This window comes from Limnobacter sp. (assembly GCF_046297615.1).
Classification (GTDB): domain Bacteria; phylum Pseudomonadota; class Gammaproteobacteria; order Burkholderiales; family Burkholderiaceae_B; genus Limnobacter.
In genome coordinates, this window is the sequence record NZ_JBKBHM010000003.1 from 345096 (window position 1) to 365114 (window position 20019).

Genomic DNA, 20019 nt, shown 5'->3' on the forward strand with positions numbered 1-20019 from the left:
ACATGAACACATGGATTTGCTTGATTTGCGGATGGGTATACGATGAAGCCAAGGGCTTGCCCGAGGAAGGCATCGCGCCTGGCACCCGTTGGGATGACGTTCCGCCCAACTGGGTCTGCCCCGAGTGTGGCGCCCGCAAAGAAGACTTCGAAATGACCCAGATCTGATGCCCGAAACCAGCCAGGCCCGCACTACCCCCGCTACGGACACTGTCGAGCCCAGGCTGGCTTCCCCCCTGCTCATCCAAAGGTTGGGGATGATGGGTGCCCTGTTGGGCGTTCTGGCAGCGCTGCTTGCGTTGGCGGCTTGGTGGGCTCACCAGCAAGGCATCACCCTGCAAGCCAAGCGTTTGGCACAAATTGCTTTGGTCGAAAGCCGCCTGCAAGACGAACTCACCCAACTGAACCGGAACCAGATCGAATCGCTGCCCGCATGGGCACTCAAAGGTTTGCTTGAATTCGGTCAATCGGTCAGCCGTGGTCAAGAGGAATCGCGGTGGTTCGGCGCCATTCACGCGCAAACCCTGCAACAACTCACCACCCAAGCCATTGAGGCGCTGGGCAAGCCCGTGGGCGGTGTGGACCTTTCCCCCGATGACCGCCGCCGTTTGGAAAGCGACACGCGCCTGAACGGCCTCGAGCGGGTGCGCAGCATCCGGCTGCATCTGGTCCAGGTGTCCAACGGCTGGGCCATTCTGCTCACCGGTTTGTCCGCTCTGCTGGGCATTCTGGCCATTGCGCTGCTGCTGAAATGGTGGAACCTGAGCGCAACGCAGGCCTTGAACCGACGCATCGTGATCTTGGGCCAGGCCCTGAACACCCAAAGCCAGCAGGAACTGCGGCTGGAAGGGGCCCACAGTGCGCTGGAAGGCCTGACCCAGGCACTCAAAAAAGCCCGCGACCCAGCGGACAGGCAAGACCTGATTCGCCTGGGCCAGCAGTTGCAGGAACTGCACCAAAGCGGTCAATCCGTGTTGAGTTTCGCCAAATCATTTCACCAACTGTCGGCCCAAGGCACGCAAGTGGCCAAAACCGCGTTGAACAGCGAACAGCGGCACGTGCAGGCAGACAGCCACATGCAATTGATGCAGCAACAACTGGAAGGGCTGCGTCAGGACATCCGGCTGGCCGCGCAAGGCCTGCGCAAAGCCGGGGAAGTCAGCCGACAGTTGTTGACCCAAATTGACAGCACCCAGATTGAACTGGGCCTGACTGAAGCCGACCGCACAACACACCTTCAGGGCTTGGTGGAGCAAAGCCAGATGGCCCTCAAAGAGGCCATTGAGGGGCTGGTGCTGGCCAGCCAGAAGATCAACATGGGCCAGATTGAAAGTCAGAAGCTGGCTGAATTTTTGGCAGTGAACCACACCGCCTGGGCCAATCTGCTGGACCAGATCGAGCAATACACCGAGCACGCCTCACGCGACTCCGAAGCCGCACTGGTGCTCGCCCGCCGCTTGATCCGGCAAGGGCACAATCAGGCCGCCAGCGCGCCACCACAACTGCTGCCCTGACCGGCGGTGCAACCGTAGCAATGCTCCCCAACCACCACGGGCAGCGCATCCAGCCTGTTGGCCTCAAGGTCGTCCAGCGTCAAAGCACGGCCCTGTTCATCCCGAATCGGCCAGCCCAATTGTTGGTTAAAGTCGCAGTCATACAGCACGCCTTGGTAATCCACGGACACCAGGCTTCTGCACATCACCGCCTCCAGGTTTGACTCCCGGTAGGCAGACTTCAGCGTGTCCATGTACCCGTCAAAGGTGCCCTTGCTGATCAAGGTACTGCCAAACCGGGCAATCGGCATGTTGGTGATGGTCACCAGCCGGTTGAACACCACATCAAACTTTTCAGCCAACACCCGCTTGTAATCGGCCTCCAAGGCCGCCTGCGGTGGTGGCAAGCTGGGCCCCTGAGGGTTGAACACCAGGTTGATCACCTTGTCTCGGCCATAGCCCAGCGCATTCAATTGCTGAAGCCCACGAATACTGGCGTCAAACACGCCCTTGCCCCGTTGGCGGTCCACATTGTCCTCCAGATAGCAGGGCAAGGATGCGTAAATTTCAACCTCATGGTCCGCCAAAAATTCAGCCAGGTCTTCATAACCGGGTTCACTCAGAATCGTCAGGTTGCATCGGTCAATCACATGCACACCTGCACGGCGTGCCGCCACCACCAAGCGCCGAAACTCCGGGTTCATTTCCGGGGCCCCGCCTGTCAAATCCAGTTGGCGAACCCAACCCTGCTGCATCAGGGCAATCAATCGGTCCACCAAGGGGCCCTGCATCAACTCGGTGCGCTTGGGCCCTGCATTCACATGGCAGTGGGTGCAGCTCTGGTTGCACAGGTAACCGAGGTTGACCTGAAGCGTGTCCAAGCGGCTGCGCTGTACCGCAGGAAAACGGGTGGATTTGAGCAAATGAACCACTGAATGCATGGGGACTCCGTAAGGCGCTCGTGCGGTGCGATAATGAGGCAACACACTTGAAGTACTCATCATCCCACAAATTGCCGGCCTTCACGCCCATGATCCAGATCACCGTGAACAACCAGTCCCACAGCCTGCCTGAGGGCAGCACCATCGACGCCCTGCTGGCCCAACTTCAATTGACGGGCAAGCGCCTCGCAGTGGAGATGAACGGCGAAATCGTGCCCAAAAGCCGGCACAACACTACCCCACTGAGCAACGGTGCGGTGCTGGAAATTGTGGTGGCTGTGGGCGGCGGCTAATGGTTTCGGCACACACAACCTGATCAACCCCTACCGGAGCAGTACCCCATGACACAGCCCCAGGACACCTGGACCGTCGGTTCCCGCACCTTCCACAGCCGCCTGCTGGTGGGCACCGGCAAATACGCCGACCTGGCCCAAACCCGCGATGCCATTGTGGCCAGCGGTGCAGAAATCGTCACTGTGGCCATCCGCCGCACCAACATTGGCCAAAACGCCAATGAACCCAGCCTGCTGGACGCGCTGCCCCTCGATCAGTTCTGCTACCTGCCCAATTCCGCAGGCTGTTACACCGCAGCCGATGCGGTGCGCACCCTGCGCCTGGGCCGCGAACTGCTGGATGGCCACAACCTGTGCAAACTGGAAGTATTGGGGGACCCCAACAACCTGTACCCCGACATGGAAGAAACCTTGATTGCCGCGCGCGAACTGGTGGCCGATGGGTTTGAAGTGATGGTCTATTGCTCGGACGACCCCATCTACGCCCGCAAACTCGAAGACGTGGGCTGCAAAGCCATCATGCCCCTGGCCTCGCTGATTGGTTCGGGCATGGGCATCCTGAACCCCTGGAACATTCAATTGATTTTGGAGAAAGCGCAGGTTCCCGTGATCGTGGACGCCGGCGTGGGCACCGCATCCGACGCCGCCGTAGCCATGGAACTGGGCTGTGCAGGTGTGCTGATGAACACCGCAATCGCCAAAGCCCAAGACCCGGTCCGTATGGCCTACGCCATGAAATTGGCCACCGAAGCGGGCCGCGCAGCCTATCTGGCCGGTAGAATGCCGAAAAAATTCTATTCAGCCAGCCCATCCTCCCCCACCGAGGGCGTGATCGGCAGCCGCAAACCATGAACACAGAACCACTCCAAGCCGCCGCCCCAACGGAATCACCGAACGACGACAACCCCCTGCGCCACCGGCACATTCGCAGCTTTGCCAAACGGCGAGGCCATCTGTCCAAAGCGCAGGAACGAGCCTTCGAACTAGGCATGCCGCAATGGGGCATCCCCTACACCCCCACCCTGCTCAACTTTGAACAGCACTGGGGCCGAACAGGGGCCCCCAATTGGCTGGAAATCGGCTTTGGCATGGGCGAGACTACGGCACAAATTGCCGCAGCGCACCCCCAAGTGAATTACCTGGGCGCTGAAATCTACACCGCAGGTGTGGGGTCACTCATCAAGAAAATTGAGGAGCAAGGGCTCCAGAACATCCGAATCATCTCCCACGATGTGGTGGACGTGCTGGACCACATGATCCCCGACGGCAGCCTGGACAAAGTGCTGCTTTATTTTCCCGACCCCTGGCGCAAAGCCCGCCATCACAAGCGGCGCCTCATTCAACCCGCTTTCATGGCCAAACTGGCCCCGAAAATGAAAGCGGGCGGGGTTCTGCATTGCGCCACCGATTGGGAAAACTACGCCCAGCACATGCTCGAAGTCATCAACGCAGCGCCCGACTGGGAGAACCTTGGCGGTGACAGTTATGTGCCCCGGCCCAGCGACCGTCCACTGACCAAATTCGAGCAACGCGGCCTGCGCCTGGGCCACGGCGTTTGGGACCTGCTCGCCCGCAAACGCTGACCCACCTTGGACTAACCCGACCCGCTTGCGGTATAGGGCTGCCCACAGCACCTTTGTTTTAATCAGGGTGTTTGTGGCCCCGCCTGTCGTCCCATGTCCGGTCAACGTCGACTCACCTCCCGCGTGGTTGCGCAGCAGCCCAACGCCAGCGCACCGCGCCCCATGAGCGCCAGTCTGATCTGGATCGTCTCCGGGCTCGGCATTTTCATTGGCGGTTTACTCACCCTGCTGCTGAGCCACACCCCCATCGAGGACGCCTATCAACGCCATGGCTGGCCAGTGCCCGCCGTCCTTGGCACCCTGGCCATCTTGATGGTGTTCTGGATCAACCAAGCCGTCATCCGTCCCCTTCGCCGGCTGAACGAACAGGCCCTGAGCCTCATCGAAGGCGACCTGCATGAAGACTTCCCCTCCAGCCCAATCCGGGAAATCGACCTGCTGTCCAACACCTTTCGCATCATGTCGCGCCACCTGCACGAACGCGACTCCCAGATTCGGCGCACTGCCTACACCGACCAACTCACGGGGCTGGACAACCGCGCCTTTCTAAACCTGGCCCTGACCGAACGCATGAGCATGGCCCGCGAGCCCTTGAGCCTGTTCGTCTGGGGCATCGACAACTTTGAAAGCATCAAGGAAGTGCTGGGCCACGACATGGCCGAGCAGGTGCTGGTGAAAATGGCGCAAAAAGCCCGCCGCCTGTGTCAGGACAACCTGACTGTGGCCCGGCTGGACGGCCATCACTTCTGCCTGCTGCTGCCCACCAGCGAGTTTCGCCAAGCCTGGGACAGCCAACGCCTGCACAGCCTGCTCAAAGGCGCGGTTCGGGTGGACGACTACACGCTCGACCTGGAAACCCATGCAGGCTATGCCCACTACCCAGCCCACGCCCAACACCCCGACCAACTGCTCAAATGCGCCGAGCTGGCCCGCCAAGTGGCCCAAAAAACCGGTCAAGCTGCGCTTGAATTCGAGCCCCGCATGCGCCTGCGGTCCAGCCAGCGCCTCGGGCTGATTTCCGAACTGAAAGCTGCCCTGCTGGCCGACCAGTTCTGCCTGCATTTCCAGCCCAAACTCAACCTGCGCACCAACAGCATCAACCAAGCAGAGGTGCTGCTGCGCTGGAACCACCCTGAACGCGGTTTGCTGCCTCCGGGCACCTTCATCGAACTGGCCGAACAAACCGGGTTGATCCGTGACATCAGCCGCTGGGTGGTCCGCAAAGTGTATGAAGTCAGCAACCTGTGTTCCGAACAAAACATTCGCCTGTCGATGAACCTGTCCGCCATGGACCTGGACGACGACGGCCTGCTTCACTACATTGAAACCCTGCACGCCACCAACCCGCACGCCGCCAAACACATCACGCTGGAAATCACCGAAAGCGCAGCCATGCGCAACCCGGAACATGCGCTGGAACTGTTGCGCGCCCTCACCGACATGGGCTTTCAAATCGCCATCGACGATTACGGCGCAGGCTACTCCTCGCTGGCCTACCTCAAGCGCTTCCCGGTCACCGAACTGAAGATCGACCGCAGCCTGGTGCAAGGTGCCGACATCGACCTGGACAGCCAGATCATTCTCGAATCCACCATCCAGATGGGCCACACCATGGGCTTGGTGGTCACCACCGAAGGCGTGGAGCACGACGGCGAATTTGAAGTGGTCCGCAAACTGGGCGTGGATTACGTACAAGGCTATTGGTTGTCCAAACCCATGCCCTACGAAGAATTCTCCATCAAGCACCTGGTGGGCAACCGGCTGGGCACCGAGTCCGAAGAGCTCATCCAGCGAGCCTGAGTGACCCCAAACTCAGGCGGGTTTCGTTATGATGTCGTCATAGACAACCCTTAAGCAGTACCCACCTCATGAAACAGTTCGATGTTGCGGTCATCGGCAGCGGCTTGGCCGGGCTGACCACCGCACTGCAACTGGCCGACAACCTGCGTGTCGCCATCATCTGCAAACGCTCCGTCTCCGAAACCGCCAGCCGCTGGGCCCAAGGCGGCATCGCCGCAGTTCGGGACCCCGCCGACAGCGTGGCCGAGCACGTGCAGGACACCCTCATCGCCGGTGGTGGCCTGTGCGAACGGGATTCAGTCCAGTTCATTCTGGAAAACGCCTCCACCGCCATCGACTGGCTGGTGGAACAAGGGGTGCCCTTTTCACCGGACGACGGCGACGCGCCCAGCGCCGAGCCCAATGGCTTTCACCTGACCCGCGAAGGGGGCCACAGCCACCGCCGCATTCTCCACGTGGCTGATGCCACCGGGGACGCCGTACAAACCGCGCTGGAAGCCAAAGTGCGCCAGCACCCCAACATTGCCTTGTTTGAACACCACATGGTGATCGACCTGATCACCGGCGACCGATTGAACGAGAAAAAGGCCGGCATTCTTGGCGCCTACGTGCTGGACGAAAACACCCAGCGCGTACTGACCCTGAATTGCCCCTACATCGTGCTGGCCTGCGGCGGCGCAGGCAAGGTGTACAACTACACCACCAACCCCGACACAGCCACCGGCGACGGCATTGCCATGGCCTGGCGGGCCGGCTGCCGAATTGCCAACATGGAATTCATCCAGTTCCACCCCACCTGCCTCTACCACCCCTATGCGAAAAGTTTCCTCATCACCGAAGCCGTGCGTGGTGAAGGTGGCCTGCTGAAACTGCCCGATGGCACCCGCTTCATGCCCGCCCATGACGAACGGGCCGAACTGGCCCCGCGCGACGTGGTGGCCCGCGCCATCGACTTTGAAATGAAAAAACGCGGTTTGGACTGTGTGTACTTGGACATCAGCCATGAACCGGCCGAGAAGCTGAAAAAACACTTCCCCACCATTTACCAACGCTGTCTTGAACTGGGCATCGACATCACCCGTCAAGGCATTCCCGTGGTGCCAGCGGCCCACTACACCTGCGGCGGGGTGGTCACCGACTTCAATGCCCGCACCGACATTGCAGGCCTGTACGCGGTGGGTGAAACCGCCTACACCGGCCTGCACGGTGCCAACCGGCTGGCCAGCAACAGCCTGCTGGAATGCGTGGTGATGGGCAAAGCGGCGGCCAGCCACATTCTGTCCAAGCCCCATCGGGAAACCATGGACCTGCCAGAGTGGGATGAAAGCCGCGTGACCGACCCCGATGAGGAAGTCGTGATTTCACACAACTGGGCCGAACTGCGCCAAACCATGTGGAACTACGTGGGCATTGTGCGCACCGACAAACGGCTGGAGCGGGCCCAGCACCGCATCAAACTGCTGCGCGATGAAATCACCGAGTTCTACAGCCACTTCCGCGTCAGTCGCGATTTGCTGGAACTGCGCAACCTGGTGGATGTCGCCGACATGATCGTGACCAGCGCCCTAAGCCGCAAAGAAAGCCGGGGCTTGCACTACAGCGCCGATTACCAAGGCACCTTGCCCCGGGCTTTCCCCACGGTGTTGCAACGGGGCCGCAAAAAATCGACGTGAATGGGCCAGGGCTTGCTCAGCCCTGCACCCGAAGCGAATAGTCCACCGCCTGAATGTCTTTGGTCAGTGAACCAATCGAAATCCGGTCAACGCCGGTTTGGGCAATCGCCTGCACCGTGGACTCATTCACCCCACCCGATGCTTCCAGAATGGCTTGGCCTTGAGCCATGGCGACCGCATCCCGCATCATGTGCAGATCAAAGTTGTCCAGCAACACCGACTTGGCACCACTCTTGAGCGCCAATTCCAGCTCGGCCAAACTTTCCACCTCAATCTGAACAGTCACCTGCGCTGGCGCCACGCTGTGGGCATGGGCCAATACCTGGGGAATGCCCCCTGCTGCTGCAATGTGGTTTTCCTTGATCAGAATGCCGTCGTACAGCGCCAGGCGCTGGTTCTCTCCGCCGCCCACACGAACCGCATACTTCTGGGCCAAACGCATGCCGGGCAGGGTTTTGCGGGTGTCGAGAATCGACGCCTTGGTGCCTTCCACCAGTTTCACAAAATGCCGGGTTCGGGTGGCCACGGCGCTCAGCAGTTGAAGGTAATTCATGGCCGACCGTTCAGCGGTCAACAGCGGGCGGGCCAAAGCGTCGATGGTACACACCACCGTGTTGGGGCTGACCTCATCGCCTTCAGCCACCAACCACTGCACCTTGGCCTGTGGGCACAGCGCCCGAAACACCTCGGTGAACCAGTCCTGCCCGCACACCACGGCTTGGTCACGGCACAGCAGTTGCGCTGTGCACCAGCGGTCCTCGGGCACCAGAAGGCCTGTCCAATCCGTATTGCCCATGTCCTCGGCAATCGCATCGTGAACATTCTTGAGCAAGGCCAATTCCAGCGCAGGCCCGAAGGAGAGAAACAAAGCGTTACGCGCGCTCATGCTGGCCCCACTCCGCGATGGGCTTGCTCCAAGCGGCCCTGCCCGCGTGGGCCAGAGATTCCCTTGTTCTTAGCAAAGTCCAGCATGCGGTCAATGCATCGGTAGGCTTGCTGGCCCACGGCTGGGTCCACATGCACCTCACCGGCACCGGTGTCAAACCCGGTCTTGAGCACATCCCGAAGGTTGATCAAGCCATTCATGGCCATCCACGGGCAATGCGCGCAGCTTTTGCAGGTTGCGGAATTGCCGGCCGTGGGCGCTTCAATCAGCACCTTGTCTGGCGCAAACTGGCGCATTTTGTGGAGAATGCCGTTGTCCGTGGCCACAATGTAAGTGTTCACCCCCGGCGTCTGGGTGGCGCGAATCAACTGCGTGGTTGAACCCACCACATCGGCCAGCTCCACCACCTCTTTCGGGGACTCCGGGTGAACCAACACCAAGGCATCCGGGTGTTGGGCCTTCAGCAGCTTCAACTCCTCGGCCTTGAATTCATCGTGCACCAGGCAGGAACCCTGCCACATCATCATGTCTGCACCGGTCTGGCGCTGGATGTACTGGCCCAAGTGCCGGTCAGGCGCCCACAGAATTTTCTGCCCCTGCGCATGAAGATGCCCAACAATGTCCAAGGCTATGCTGGAGGTCACCATCCAGTCTGCCCTGGCCTTCACCGCTGCGCTGGTGTTGGCGTACACCACCACGGTGCGGTCGGGGTGCTGGTCACAAAAACGGGTGAACTCGTCGGCTGGGCAACCCAAATCCAGCGAGCAGGTGGCCTCCAGGTCGGGCATGAACACCCGCTTTTCAGGGTTCAGAATCTTGCTGGTCTCGCCCATGAACCGCACGCCCGCCACCACCAGGTTGCGGTGTGCGCTTTCACGGCCAAAACGGGCCATCTCCAGGGAATCGGAAACACAACCGCCAGTTTCCTCGGCCAAGTCCTGCAATTCGGCGTCCACGTAATAGTGGGCCACCAGCACCGCATCACGGGCCTTCAGCAATTCTCGGATTTCCGCTTTCAGCGCCTGCTTTTCCTCGGCTGCCGGCTGTCGGGGCACGCGGGCCCACGCCTGTGACGGCCTGCAACTGGCCGCTGGGCTGTCGGCCAGGGGCATATCAAATTCAACGGGCTTGATGACTTCAGCATTCATGTGAAAAGGCGACCTCAACTGGCAAGCCTCCATTGTACCTCCCCCTGCACCGGGTCACTAATCAGGAATGAAGCTGTCACCCTGGGAAGTGAACATCCTCCAACGAGCGCCCCTGCTTGGCGTAGCCCCCATCCTGATCGGGACATAACTCGAACTTTCGGAACTTTTCCCCCACTCAGTTGGAGCAATTTTGCGATTTATGGTGTGCGCCAGCTCAAGCACACCGGAAGGACCACCAGTCCCGGTGGCCTGTGTCCCCTGAGCCTCAAGTCCCTGGAGATCCAGCATGTTGAAAAAATCCGTATCGGCCCTGTCCATTTTGGCCGCATTCATGTCCATCCACACAGCCGCATCCGCCACCTGCGTCGGCGCTGACTGCGACGTTCGCACCAACGTGGAAGTGAACTTTGACACCAGCTACTACCTGAGCCCCAACGCCAAAGGCATCTACATCCAAAGCAACACCGGTGACCGTCTGGCCAACGTTCAGTTGGACAACGTCAAGATGACCAACACCGGTGACATCACCGCCGCCGCCACCGCAGTGGGCAACATTGCCAACTTCGAAGTCAACACTGGCAGCACAACCAACATCCGCCACATCAACCAGACCAGCAACGGCGACCAACTGGCCAACGTGAAAGTGCTGCAATCATTGAACTCCAAAACAGGTCAAGTTGAACTGGAAGCACTGGCCATCGGTAACTCCGTGTCCATTCTGAACCAAGGCACCAGCCTGTCTGACCTGTCCATCGCACAGTGCAACGTGGGTGACGGCGTGGCCAGCGTCAACTTCCGCTACGACCCCACCAAGCTGACCGCAACCGCCACAGCCATCGGCAACAGCATCGCCGTACGTACTGTGCGCTAACCGCGGAACTTCAGACGGCCTGATGACAACACACGCTGTACATCAGGCCTGTCTTCACTGACAGAGCCACCCCAAGGACCTACGATGAAAACACCAACAATCCTCACTGCCCTGATCACAGCCACCCTGGCCAGCCCAGTGTTTGCCCAGGCGACCTTTGAGGGCAATGTGAATGCTTACGAAACCCCGTTGGGCCGCACCAGCGTGGTCGACATTGACAGCGCTGTCAGTGGCCGCCGCGACTCCCGCTTCAACCGGGTCAACGTGGAATCCCCCGGATTCGGCTTTGCGTCTACCGCGATCGGCAACCTGATCAGCGTAGACACCCAAGGCAGCAACAACACCATCACCATTTACGCGACCCAGATCAACAACGGTTCCCAACGGGCAACCATCGGTGGCCTGGACTGATTTTTAGTGAACCAACCGATGTCAACCACCATGCACCCTGCCCAAACCCTGTTGCGCCTGTCCCTCGTCAGCACGCTGGCCCTGGCCGCCACCGCCTGCACCACCATTCCGTCTTTCAGCCAGCCGGAATATGTCAGCCCGATCGATGGCGCCAGTGTTCAGGAAAACACCACGCGCTACAGCAAACCGCTGGAATGCCTGCGCCCACTGGTCAGCAGCAAGGGCCCCGCAGCCAAGCGCTACGCAGTGGGCAAGGTGCTGGACTTCAGCGGCAAGGAAGACCTCACCAACGGCAAACGCATCACCCAAGGTGCAGCCCTCATGGTGATTTCTGCCCTCAGCCGCACAGGGGTGCCCATGGTGGAGCGGTTTGACACCTCCATCGCCGACATGGAACTGAAGTACGCTGACAACAAACTGATCACCGACAACACGGAAACCCGTGAACACCGTCGAATTTTCTCGGGTTCTCTGCCAGGGTCCGATTACCACATCGTCGGTGGCGTCACTGAAGTGAACTACAACATCCGCAGCGGCAGCTTTGAAAGCACCCTGCGCTTTGTGGGCATGGGCGCGCGTTACTTCGTCATGAACGTGGCGGTTGACCTGCGCTTGGTGAACACCAAAACCCTTGAAATCGTGAACACGCAAAGCCTCCAAAAGCAGATCATCGGCACGGAACTGAACGGCGGCTACTTCCGCCTGTTCTCTGACGGTTTGGTCGACATCAACGCGGCTGAACGCACTCAGGAACCCATTCAGAAAGGGGTGCGCATGGTGCTTGAACAGGCGGTGTTCAACATGATTGCCGAAAGCAACAAGCTGCCTGCCCAACACTGCATGCGAATGCTGAACCCTGCCAACGAGCAGGCCAAAGCCAGCAGTGCTGCGACCACCACCACCAATGCCACGGCTCGCACTTCGACTGCAGCGCAGCCTCCTGTGGCGCCTGCACCAGCAATCGCCGCCAGCCCTGCCCGTACAGCCCCAAGCAACGGTGGCACAGAAAGCGTGATGATTGATCCAGCCACCGGCGAGCCCGTACCCTTGGGCGAGTTTCCAAAACTCACGGGCAACACACCGCCCGCCAAAGGTGAAGAAGTCCAACAACTGAACGGTCTGTTCAACACCGGTGCCAACCCGGAAGCCCCTGGCGGCAACGCGTCCAACCGGGCCATGCAGGAAAAAATGCTGTACGGCAATCGCCCTGTGCTGCGGTAAGCAAGCCAACCCTCCGGTTGAATCAAGCAAAAAAACAAAGGGCCCTAGAAGGGCCCTTTGTCGTTTCTGGTCAGATCATTTCAGGCAGGCTGTGTCAGGTCAGCCGACCTCATCCACATCCCCTTCAACAGGCTCGGGCATGCGTGAGGCCAAAATCTTGTCGATCCTCTTCTGGTCCATGTCCACCACTTCGAAGCGCCAGCCGTCCCACTCCACCACATCGCCAGTGTTGGGCAGGCGGCCTGTCAGCAGCATCACCATACCGCTGAGGGTGTGGTAACGCCCCTTCTCTTCTTCGGGCACCGACTTAATGGCCAGGGTGTCCTTCAGCTCATGAATGGCAATTGCACCATCCAGCAACCAGGAACCATCTTCCCGCTGCACCGCCCATGAATCTTCCACATTGCGGGGCTTGAACTCGCCCGTGAGGGCTTCCATCAAGTCGTGCAGGGTGACAATGCCTTCCAGCTCGCCGTACTCATCGATCACAAAGGCCATGTCCATGCTGTTGGTGCGGAACTGCTCCAGCAACTCCATTCCCGTCAGGGTTTCAGGCACATACACGCAGGCCTGCAAACCCGTGGTGAAATCGGGCAGCTTGCCTTGTGCGGCATAAGCCAGCGCCTGTTTGGCATGAATCACGCCCAACAATCGGTCGGGCGACCCATCGCACACGGGAAAACGGGAGTATTCGGACTCAATCACTCGCTTCAGGTTTTCTTCCTTGGGCAAGGTGATGTCCAGAAACAGCACGTCCGAACGAGGAATCATCAGCGAGCCCAACTGGCGGTCGTCCAACCGGAACACGTTGCGCAGCATGGTGTGCTCGGTTTGTTCAATCGCGCCGGAGACAGAGCCCTCGTCCAGCATCGCGTGAATTTCTTCTTCAGTCACGCCGCTGTCGGTGTTTTCTTTCACGCCCAACAAGCGCAGCAGGCCACGGGTGGAATAGGTCAGCAACACCACGAATGGGCGGGTGGCCACCGCCAGCACCTGCATGGGGCGGGCCGCCAAGCGGGCAATCATCTCTGGGCTGATCTGGCCCAGGCGCTTGGGCACCAATTCGCCGACGACAATGGCCACGTAGGTCACCAACACCACCACAATGGCCGTGGAGGACACATCAGCCACGTCAACATCAATACCCACCTTTTGCATCCAGACGGCCAGCGGCTTGGCCAGCACGGCTTCACCGACAATACCGCTGAGCACGCCAATAGACGTGATGCCAATCTGAATGGTGGACAGAAATTTGGTGGGGTCTTCGCCCAGCTTCAAGGCGACTTCGGCGGCGGTGTCCCCGTCAGCGGCCAACTTGGCCAATCGGGCTTTGCGCGCAGTCACCAGCGCTATTTCAGACATCGCAAACAGGCCATTGAGCACAATCAAGCCCAGAAGAATCAGCACTTCCATGTGCGCTCTCCAGGTTTCAGGCCAAGTGTGGGGAAATCAAGGGGGGAAGAACAACGGTGGGGGAAACGAGCGGGTCGTCGCCAACTGGAACTGTCCATAAGCGGTCGGGAAAGCCCGAACTACTCCTAGTCTTAAAAAAACACGGTCCAATGCTACAAAGGGATTGGGTTGGTGTCAAACCAAAATCCCACAATGTGAAAAAGGCGCTTGAAGTTGCCTCCAAGCGCCTTGTTCTGGCCGGTTTTTTGCACGAACTCCCGGGATTTACATCTTGTGATAAACCTGGGCGCCCTTTTTAACAAACTCCACGGATTTTTCTTCCATGCCTTTGGACAGGGCTTCCTTTTCACTCACGCCGAGTTTTTCGGCGTAATCGCGCACGTCCTGCGTAATCTTCATGGAGCAGAAGTGCGGGCCGCACATGGAGCAGAAGTGCGCCACTTTCATGCTTTGCTTGGGCAGGGTTTCGTCGTGGAATTCACGCGCGGTGTCCGGGTCGAGACCGAGGTTGAACTGGTCTTCCCAACGGAACTCAAACCGGGCTTTGGACAGCGCATTGTCCCGTACCTGAGCACCCGGATGGCCCTTGGCCAGGTCGGCTGCGTGGGCGGCAATCTTGTAGGTGATGATGCCGTCCTTCACGTCTTTCTTGTTGGGCAGGCCCAAGTGCTCTTTGGGGGTGACGTAGCACAGCATGGCGCATCCGTACCAACCAATTTGCGCCGCCCCAATGCCACTGGTGATGTGGTCGTAACCCGGGGCGATGTCCGTGGTCAGTGGGCCCAGTGTATAAAACGGGGCCTCATGGCATTCCTTCAACTGAATGTCCATGTTTTCCTTGATCAACTGCATGGGCACGTGGCCCGGGCCTTCGATCATCACCTGCACATCATGCTTCCAGGCAATCTGCGTCAACTCACCCAGCGTGCGCAGCTCGCTCAACTGGGCTTCGTCGTTGGCGTCGTATATGGAACCAGGACGCAGGCCGTCGCCCAGCGAGAAGCTGACGTCGTAGGCCTTCATGATTTCGCAGATGTCTTCAAAATGCGTGTACAGGAAGCTTTCAGTGTGGTGGGCCAGGCACCACTTGGCCATGATGGAGCCACCACGGCTAACGATACCGGTCATGCGGTTCGCAGTCATGGGCACATAGGCCAGGCGTACACCCGCGTGGATGGTGAAGTAATCCACACCCTGTTCGGCTTGCTCAATCAAGGTGTCGCGGAAAATTTCCCAGGTCAGGTCTTCGGCCTTGCCATTGACCTTTTCCAGCGCTTGGTAAATGGGCACCGTGCCGATGGGCACGGGGCTGTTGCGCAGAATCCATTCCCGGGTTTCATGGATGTGCTTGCCGGTGGACAAGTCCATCACGGTGTCACCACCCCAGCGGATGGACCAGGTCATTTTTTCAACTTCCTCGCCAATCGAGGAAGTCACTGCGGAGTTGCCGATGTTGGCGTTGATTTTAACGAGGAAGTTGCGCCCGATGATCATGGGCTCAAGCTCAGGGTGGTTGATGTTGGCAGGAATGATGGCTCGGCCACGGGCCACTTCCTCGCGCACAAATTCAGCCGTGATCTGCTCAGGAATGGCAGCCCCAAACGATTCGCCACGGTGCTGTTGCAACAGCAACTGGGCCATGCGTTCGCCGGTTTTTCCACCTTGGGCTTTGAGGCTGTCGATGTACTCCTGGCGGCGCAGGTTTTCACGGATGGCGATGTATTCCATCTCGGGAGTGATGATGCCTTGGCGGGCGTAATGCATCTGCGTCACGTTCTTGCCCGCTTTGGCGCGTCGCGGCTGGCGGGTCAGGTTGAAGCGCAACTCGGCCAGCTTGGGGTCACCCAAGCGCTCTTGCCCGTAGTGGGAGGTGGGGCCCGCCAACACCTCGGTGTCGCCACGCTCTTCAATCCAGTTGCCGCGCACGCTGGGCAAACCCGAACGGATGTCAATTTTGGCATTCGGGTCGGTGTAGGGGCCCGAGCAGTCGTACACGTAGATGGGCGGGTTTTGCTCGCCACCAAAGGCTGTGGGCGTTGCATCCTGTGTAATCTCGCGCATGGGCACCTGAATGTCCGGGCGTGAGCCTTGCACATACACCTTGCGGGAATTGGGCAAGGGCTGAATGGCCGCTTCGTCCACTTTGGCGGTTGCTGCGAGGAAATCGGGATTGGCGTTCATGACTACTCCTGGGAAACGGGTCAGCAGGGTGAGCCTGCAGGCCGTGCGCGCCAGAAGTGAGCTTGAGGGGGTGGAACGGGCTGCCTGAAGGCTGCAGCTTCCCCATAAAGACCGCTTCCTGCGAACAGCATTACCTGCACAGGTGTGAGGGTTTTTCTCACCCGGCGACAGTGTTCGCCAGGACCCCTGCGTTAAACTCCAAGTATAGGGCTTGGAAGGGGTGGGTCAAAGCCTCACCCCCGGCAAGTCCCGGTTTTTATTCAACTCTGACCATACGCACATTCCACCATGGGCAATCGACTCTCCAGCATCACAACACGCACCGGCGATGACGGCACCACAGGCCTGGCCACCGGCGAACGCCTGTCCAAAACTGCCCTGCGGGTGCATGCCATGGGCGATGTGGACGAGCTCAACTCACACTTGGGCCTCTTGTTGACCGAGCCACTGCCAGTGGCCTTGGCCACCGAGCTGACCCGCATTCAGCACGATTTGTTCGACCTGGGAGCGGCTCTGTGCATGCCCGGCTACGATGTGTTTCCCGACACTGCGGTGGCCCGGCTGGATGGCCTAATCAAAACCTTCAATGAACCCCTGAAACGCTTGGAGGAATTCATTCTGCCCGGCGGCAGCCGTGCCTCGGCGTACGCCCACATTGCACGCACCGTGTGCCGCCGTGCCGAACGTGTGGTCATTGAACTGCGCAGCACCGAAGACACGCCCGAGGCCTTGGTGCATTACTTGAACCGCCTGTCTGACTTCCTGTTTGTGGCCGCCCGATGGATTCACCACCAAGCGGGGGTTCAAGATGTGCAGTGGAAAAAAGGCTTTAACCGGCCTGCCCCGTCGGAATCGGATTGAGGTGACAGGGTACAAGGTCAATTGCCCGTCGCCCCTGAAGATCACGCAATTGCGCATTGACCCCGAACTTGAGCAGCAAACGACACACATCCCACTGCTTGTGCTGAGCCGCATGGTGCAAGGCGGAGAAGCCTTTTACGTCCTGCTGGTCAAGCAGTGAATGCTTGTTTCCACCTTGATTGACGAATCGCTTGAGCATCAACTCAATCAGATCGGCATGGCCCGAGGCCGCAGCCAAATGCATCGGATAACGCTCAAGACCATCGGGACGATCGGCCTGTGCGCCCGCACACAAAAGATAGCGGCAAAAGTCCAATTGACTCAACAGGATTGCATTGCACAGCGTTACTTGCAGAAGTTGTTGTTGGTCGGCCTGTTGTACAAATGAACGCTGAATCTGATTCAACACCCACACATGGCCCCTATCGGCCGGAGTCAGTGGCACCGACTCACGAGTATTGGGCACCCGAACCCATTGGCGCTGTGCAGCCCCGGTTGCGGGGCTAGCCTGAGGCTGAGCCTTGGCCAGCCCCAGACACGCTTTGATATGCTCCATTTTGCCCAAGGCAGAGGCCATGTTCAGCGGACTGACTTGATCGACATCGCGCGCATGTATAGACACCCCCAGGCCCGCCAGTTTGATGAGTACATCGGGGCTTGGACTACGCATTGCATGGTGAAAGGCTGTCTCTCCAAACACCCCCAAGGCGTCAGGCTTTGCACCATGAGCCAGCAGAAGGTCCAGGCATTCGGCATGCCCAATCTGAGCAGTCAAATGCAAGGGCAAGACACTCAGATTGGGGCACAGGCGATTGGGATTGGCCCCCTTGTTCAACACGTACAACATCACATCGGGACGCTGTTCGACAATCGCAGTGCTCAATGCCCTCTGCAAAGCGTCCGCAAATTCACGGGAATCTCGGGTCGCGCTGAGCACCGCATCCTTGATGGCTTCGTAGAAGTCATCATTGGCGATGGGGTTCTGTTGACCCGGCCCATTGACTGGACTGATTCGGGAAGACTGAGCCGGGCCCGGAACTGCCTCACTCGGCAAACTGAGCGCCAAAGCCGATAACGAGGCCACCAGCCCGGATTCCACGTTATCCCGGTGGAGATTGCTTTGGCCGGTGCCAAGGGCGGAAAAAGAGGAAACATCAACCCGACTGAGCAGCATGGAAGTACCAACCCCAAAGCAAATCAGTGGTGCGCTGTACGAATCAGTTCCCCTCTCGAATTTCCCCTGCGCTTGGATACACCCAGTCCATGGGCCTGCGCCTGAAACGATTCCACAACGGGCGAACCAGGCGAAACACCTCTCGGCGGCTGACACCCCGGGACTTCAATGCCGTGTAAAAAGCCAAGCTGAAACTGACCATCAGGTTCACCAGCCCAATCAACAACACACCTGCACCGACCCAAGCCACATCAGCCCACAAGACAGCGTATTGCTGGGCCTGCAAAGCGTAGGCCATATTGGCAGCGGCAAAGGTGATGTGCCGGATGTCAATGGGCAAACCCAATAACAGGCCAATAAACCCGGCAGAGCCCAACATGCAGCCGAACAGGAAATTCCCGGCCAAGGCACCTGCGTTGCGGCCCATGTAATCAGCCAGCCGCCCTGCTTTCACCACACCCAGCCAGCGCCTGAGCCACGGCACTTTGCGCAGGCGGTCGCTTAAGCGGTGGTACAGGCTCAAGTTGTCGCAATACCCTGTGATCAAGCCCGTAAGGAACAGAAACACCCCGGCAATGGCTGCATGCGGCAAAGCCCACGACAAGACTGGATGCAGTTCATGCAACATCACCTCACTTTTGGCCAAGGCGACAGCACTGCTGCCCCACAGGGCCTGCACGCCCCACGCCACCGCCGTCGCTGTGACAAAAGCGGGAATGACATTGCCCCAAATGGCCACAAACTGGGTGCGCGCCACCTGCACCACCAATTCCACCACGGTGTCCAGAGAACGCAAGCGCCCATCCACCGTGTCGATTGCGGCGGCAATGCGAGCGGCCGTCATCGCCGGTTGCTTGGTGGCAATCGTGAAATGCAGCCAATGAATCAGTACAAAACCCAGCCCGTAGTTCAGGCTGAACAGCACGGCTTCCCACAAGGGCGGCAAATGCCAGGCAGCCACTTTGGCCTTGAACAAGGAGAGAAAAGCAATGACCACACCAGCGCCCATCGCCGCCTTGGCCATCTGCCAGTATTCGCTGCGTGTTTCGGTGACGTACTTCTCCGCCGATTGGCTGGCATGTTCGGTGACCCGAAGGGCGATGGCATCGGTCCACTGCGCCCACACATCCGCAATCGAGTGTTTGTGCCGTTCGTGACGGACCAGCTCTGCGAGAAAGTGGACAACCTGGGCTGGCCGATCGTCCAGCTTGAAAGCACCCAACAACTGCAACAGGGTTTGCATGCGGGCCAAGGACTGTGCAAGGCGAATGAGAATACCGCTGAGCTTGACCGAGGTGCCCTGCAAGGCAGCCTGCGCGCGGGCCTTTTTGAGCATTTGCGCACATTGGCTCAGCAACACCTCAAGGTGATTGGCCGGGGGGGCTTCTGCGGTTTCCGGGACTTGCGCCTCATTCAGCCAAGTCCGCAGTTCCATCCACTGCTCAACGAAGGGTGAGGCGGCCAAGTCACTGGCATTCAAGCAGCGCGTGAACTCAGTTTCAACGCCCAAGGCTGCTACTCGAAGGGACAACAAATCCAGGGCGTTGAGCGTTTCATGCCAAAGGTGGCGAATGGCGGGTCGAAGAAGGTCACCCGCGCCGAACAGACCTATGCAATGCGCCTGAAGCTCAGCCGGCAAGCGGGTCAACCAGACATGGTCCTCTGACTGATGAAACACCACGCCCAGCACATGCTGAAAAGTGTCTTCATCCACTTGCGCAGGCAGCAAGCGCTGCGCGAGCCTGGCCTTGATGGTTTGCCCCAGTGACTCGTTGGCCAGAATACCCAACTCAGCCAAGGTGTGTTTGATTCGAAGCTGGCCCAGAAGCCTGGCCAAGTAGGCCTGCACATGCGCCATCAGCGATGGGTCAGCCTCCAGCAGCGCAAACAGTTCGGGCAAACGGCCGTGAGGGCGGTCAGGCCTTGTTGCCGCATCGGGGCGAAGCCAGTTCACCAGATGCACCAAGGCTTGAAGGTCTTGAGGACCCGCACCAGGGTCCAAGGCCTCCAACAGACTACGAAGGGCTTGGGCCTCCCTAGAAGCCAATTGCTCCGTCACCGTTGCCCCTCG

At 59.3% G+C, this 20019-nt stretch carries 18 protein-coding genes; 11 read left to right on the plus strand and 7 right to left on the minus strand.

All coding sequences use genetic code 11. The features are described 5' to 3' along the window. Positions 1-2: 2 nt before the first annotated feature. Positions 3-167 carry a rubredoxin gene (locus ACK4FF_RS08700; RefSeq protein WP_409707511.1) on the plus strand — a complete coding sequence of 55 codons (165 nt, stop codon included), beginning with the start codon at positions 3-5 and terminating at the stop codon, positions 165-167. Beyond that, a complete protein-coding gene (locus tag ACK4FF_RS08705; RefSeq protein WP_409707514.1) occupies positions 167-1513 on the plus strand; it encodes a hypothetical protein in 1347 nt (448 codons plus the stop codon). Before ACK4FF_RS08700 ends, ACK4FF_RS08705 begins: the two co-directional genes overlap by 1 nt. Here the strand turns inward: ACK4FF_RS08705 and arsS are convergent. Then, a complete protein-coding gene (gene arsS, locus ACK4FF_RS08710; protein WP_409707517.1) occupies positions 1477-2433 on the minus strand; it encodes an arsenosugar biosynthesis radical SAM (seleno)protein ArsS in 957 nt (318 codons plus the stop codon). The two genes, ACK4FF_RS08705 and arsS, sit on opposite strands and share 37 nt — an antisense overlap. Positions 2434-2525: 92 nt before the next feature. On the opposite strand from arsS, the gene thiS reads away from it, so the two are divergent. The 5 genes from thiS to nadB all read left to right on the plus strand — a co-directional run bounded on the left by thiS (position 2526) and on the right by nadB (position 7782). Next, the gene (thiS, locus tag ACK4FF_RS08715; protein ID WP_409707893.1) at positions 2526-2726 is read left to right on the plus strand and encodes a sulfur carrier protein ThiS; all 201 of its coding nucleotides are present in this window, start codon (positions 2526-2528) and stop codon (positions 2724-2726) included. A gap of 48 nt (positions 2727-2774) precedes the next feature. Beyond that, the gene (locus ACK4FF_RS08720) at positions 2775-3578 is read left to right on the plus strand and encodes a thiazole synthase (RefSeq protein WP_409707520.1); all 804 of its coding nucleotides are present in this window, start codon (positions 2775-2777) and stop codon (positions 3576-3578) included. Next, positions 3575-4309: a tRNA (guanosine(46)-N7)-methyltransferase TrmB gene (gene trmB, locus ACK4FF_RS08725; RefSeq protein ID WP_409707523.1), complete on the plus strand. Its 735-nt coding sequence runs from the start codon at positions 3575-3577 to the stop codon at positions 4307-4309. Before ACK4FF_RS08720 ends, trmB begins: the two co-directional genes overlap by 4 nt. A 93-nt stretch (positions 4310-4402) precedes the next feature. Next, positions 4403-6109, plus strand: a complete 1707-nt coding sequence (locus tag ACK4FF_RS08730) for a putative bifunctional diguanylate cyclase/phosphodiesterase (RefSeq protein ID WP_409707526.1) — start codon at positions 4403-4405, stop codon at positions 6107-6109. Positions 6110-6177: 68 nt separating this feature from the next. Next, complete coding sequence (nadB, locus tag ACK4FF_RS08735) at positions 6178-7782, plus strand: L-aspartate oxidase (RefSeq protein ID WP_409707529.1); 1605 nt, start codon at positions 6178-6180, stop codon at positions 7780-7782. 16 nt (positions 7783-7798) lie between these two features. Here nadB and nadC read toward each other — a convergent pair whose 3' ends face one another. Both nadC and nadA read right to left on the minus strand, forming a co-directional pair. Next, the gene (gene nadC / locus ACK4FF_RS08740; RefSeq protein WP_409707532.1) at positions 7799-8668 is read right to left on the minus strand and encodes a carboxylating nicotinate-nucleotide diphosphorylase; all 870 of its coding nucleotides are present in this window, start codon (positions 8666-8668) and stop codon (positions 7799-7801) included. Beyond that, positions 8665-9816, minus strand: coding sequence for a quinolinate synthase NadA (gene nadA / locus ACK4FF_RS08745; RefSeq protein ID WP_409707535.1), 1152 nt, complete (start codon positions 9814-9816; stop codon positions 8665-8667). The genes nadC and nadA overlap by 4 nt, the downstream gene beginning before the upstream one ends. A 286-nt stretch (positions 9817-10102) precedes the next feature. Here nadA and ACK4FF_RS08750 point away from each other — a divergent pair, with 286 nt between their 5' ends. The 3 genes from ACK4FF_RS08750 to ACK4FF_RS08760 all read left to right on the plus strand — a co-directional run bounded on the left by ACK4FF_RS08750 (position 10103) and on the right by ACK4FF_RS08760 (position 12319). Next, positions 10103-10687 (plus strand): hypothetical protein, encoded by a 585-nt coding sequence (locus tag ACK4FF_RS08750; protein ID WP_409707538.1) that lies wholly within the window; start codon positions 10103-10105, stop codon positions 10685-10687. 84 nt (positions 10688-10771) lie between these two features. After that, positions 10772-11098: a hypothetical protein gene (locus tag ACK4FF_RS08755; RefSeq protein WP_409707540.1), complete on the plus strand. Its 327-nt coding sequence runs from the start codon at positions 10772-10774 to the stop codon at positions 11096-11098. An 18-nt stretch (positions 11099-11116) separates the two neighbouring features. Next, a complete protein-coding gene (locus tag ACK4FF_RS08760; protein WP_409707543.1) occupies positions 11117-12319 on the plus strand; it encodes a CsgG/HfaB family protein in 1203 nt (400 codons plus the stop codon). Positions 12320-12418: 99 nt separating this feature from the next. Here ACK4FF_RS08760 and ACK4FF_RS08765 read toward each other — a convergent pair whose 3' ends face one another. Next, entirely contained in the window at positions 12419-13732 is a 1314-nt protein-coding gene (locus ACK4FF_RS08765) for a hemolysin family protein (RefSeq protein ID WP_409707546.1), read from the minus strand. Positions 13733-13996: 264 nt separating this feature from the next. Then, entirely contained in the window at positions 13997-15913 is a 1917-nt protein-coding gene (thiC, locus tag ACK4FF_RS08770; RefSeq protein ID WP_409707549.1) for a phosphomethylpyrimidine synthase ThiC, read from the minus strand. Positions 15914-16201: 288 nt separating this feature from the next. Here thiC and ACK4FF_RS08775 point away from each other — a divergent pair, with 288 nt between their 5' ends. Beyond that, entirely contained in the window at positions 16202-16774 is a 573-nt protein-coding gene (locus ACK4FF_RS08775; protein WP_409707552.1) for a cob(I)yrinic acid a,c-diamide adenosyltransferase, read from the plus strand. Here ACK4FF_RS08775 and ACK4FF_RS08780 read toward each other — a convergent pair. Continuing rightward, on the minus strand, positions 16743-17948 hold the full coding sequence (locus tag ACK4FF_RS08780) for an ankyrin repeat domain-containing protein (protein ID WP_409707555.1): 1206 nt from the start codon (positions 17946-17948) through the stop codon (positions 16743-16745). The two genes, ACK4FF_RS08775 and ACK4FF_RS08780, sit on opposite strands and share 32 nt — an antisense overlap. Positions 17949-17991: 43 nt before the next feature. Beyond that, positions 17992-19995 (minus strand): recombinase, encoded by a 2004-nt coding sequence (locus tag ACK4FF_RS08785; RefSeq protein ID WP_409707558.1) that lies wholly within the window; start codon positions 19993-19995, stop codon positions 17992-17994. Positions 19996-20019 lie beyond the last annotated feature (24 nt).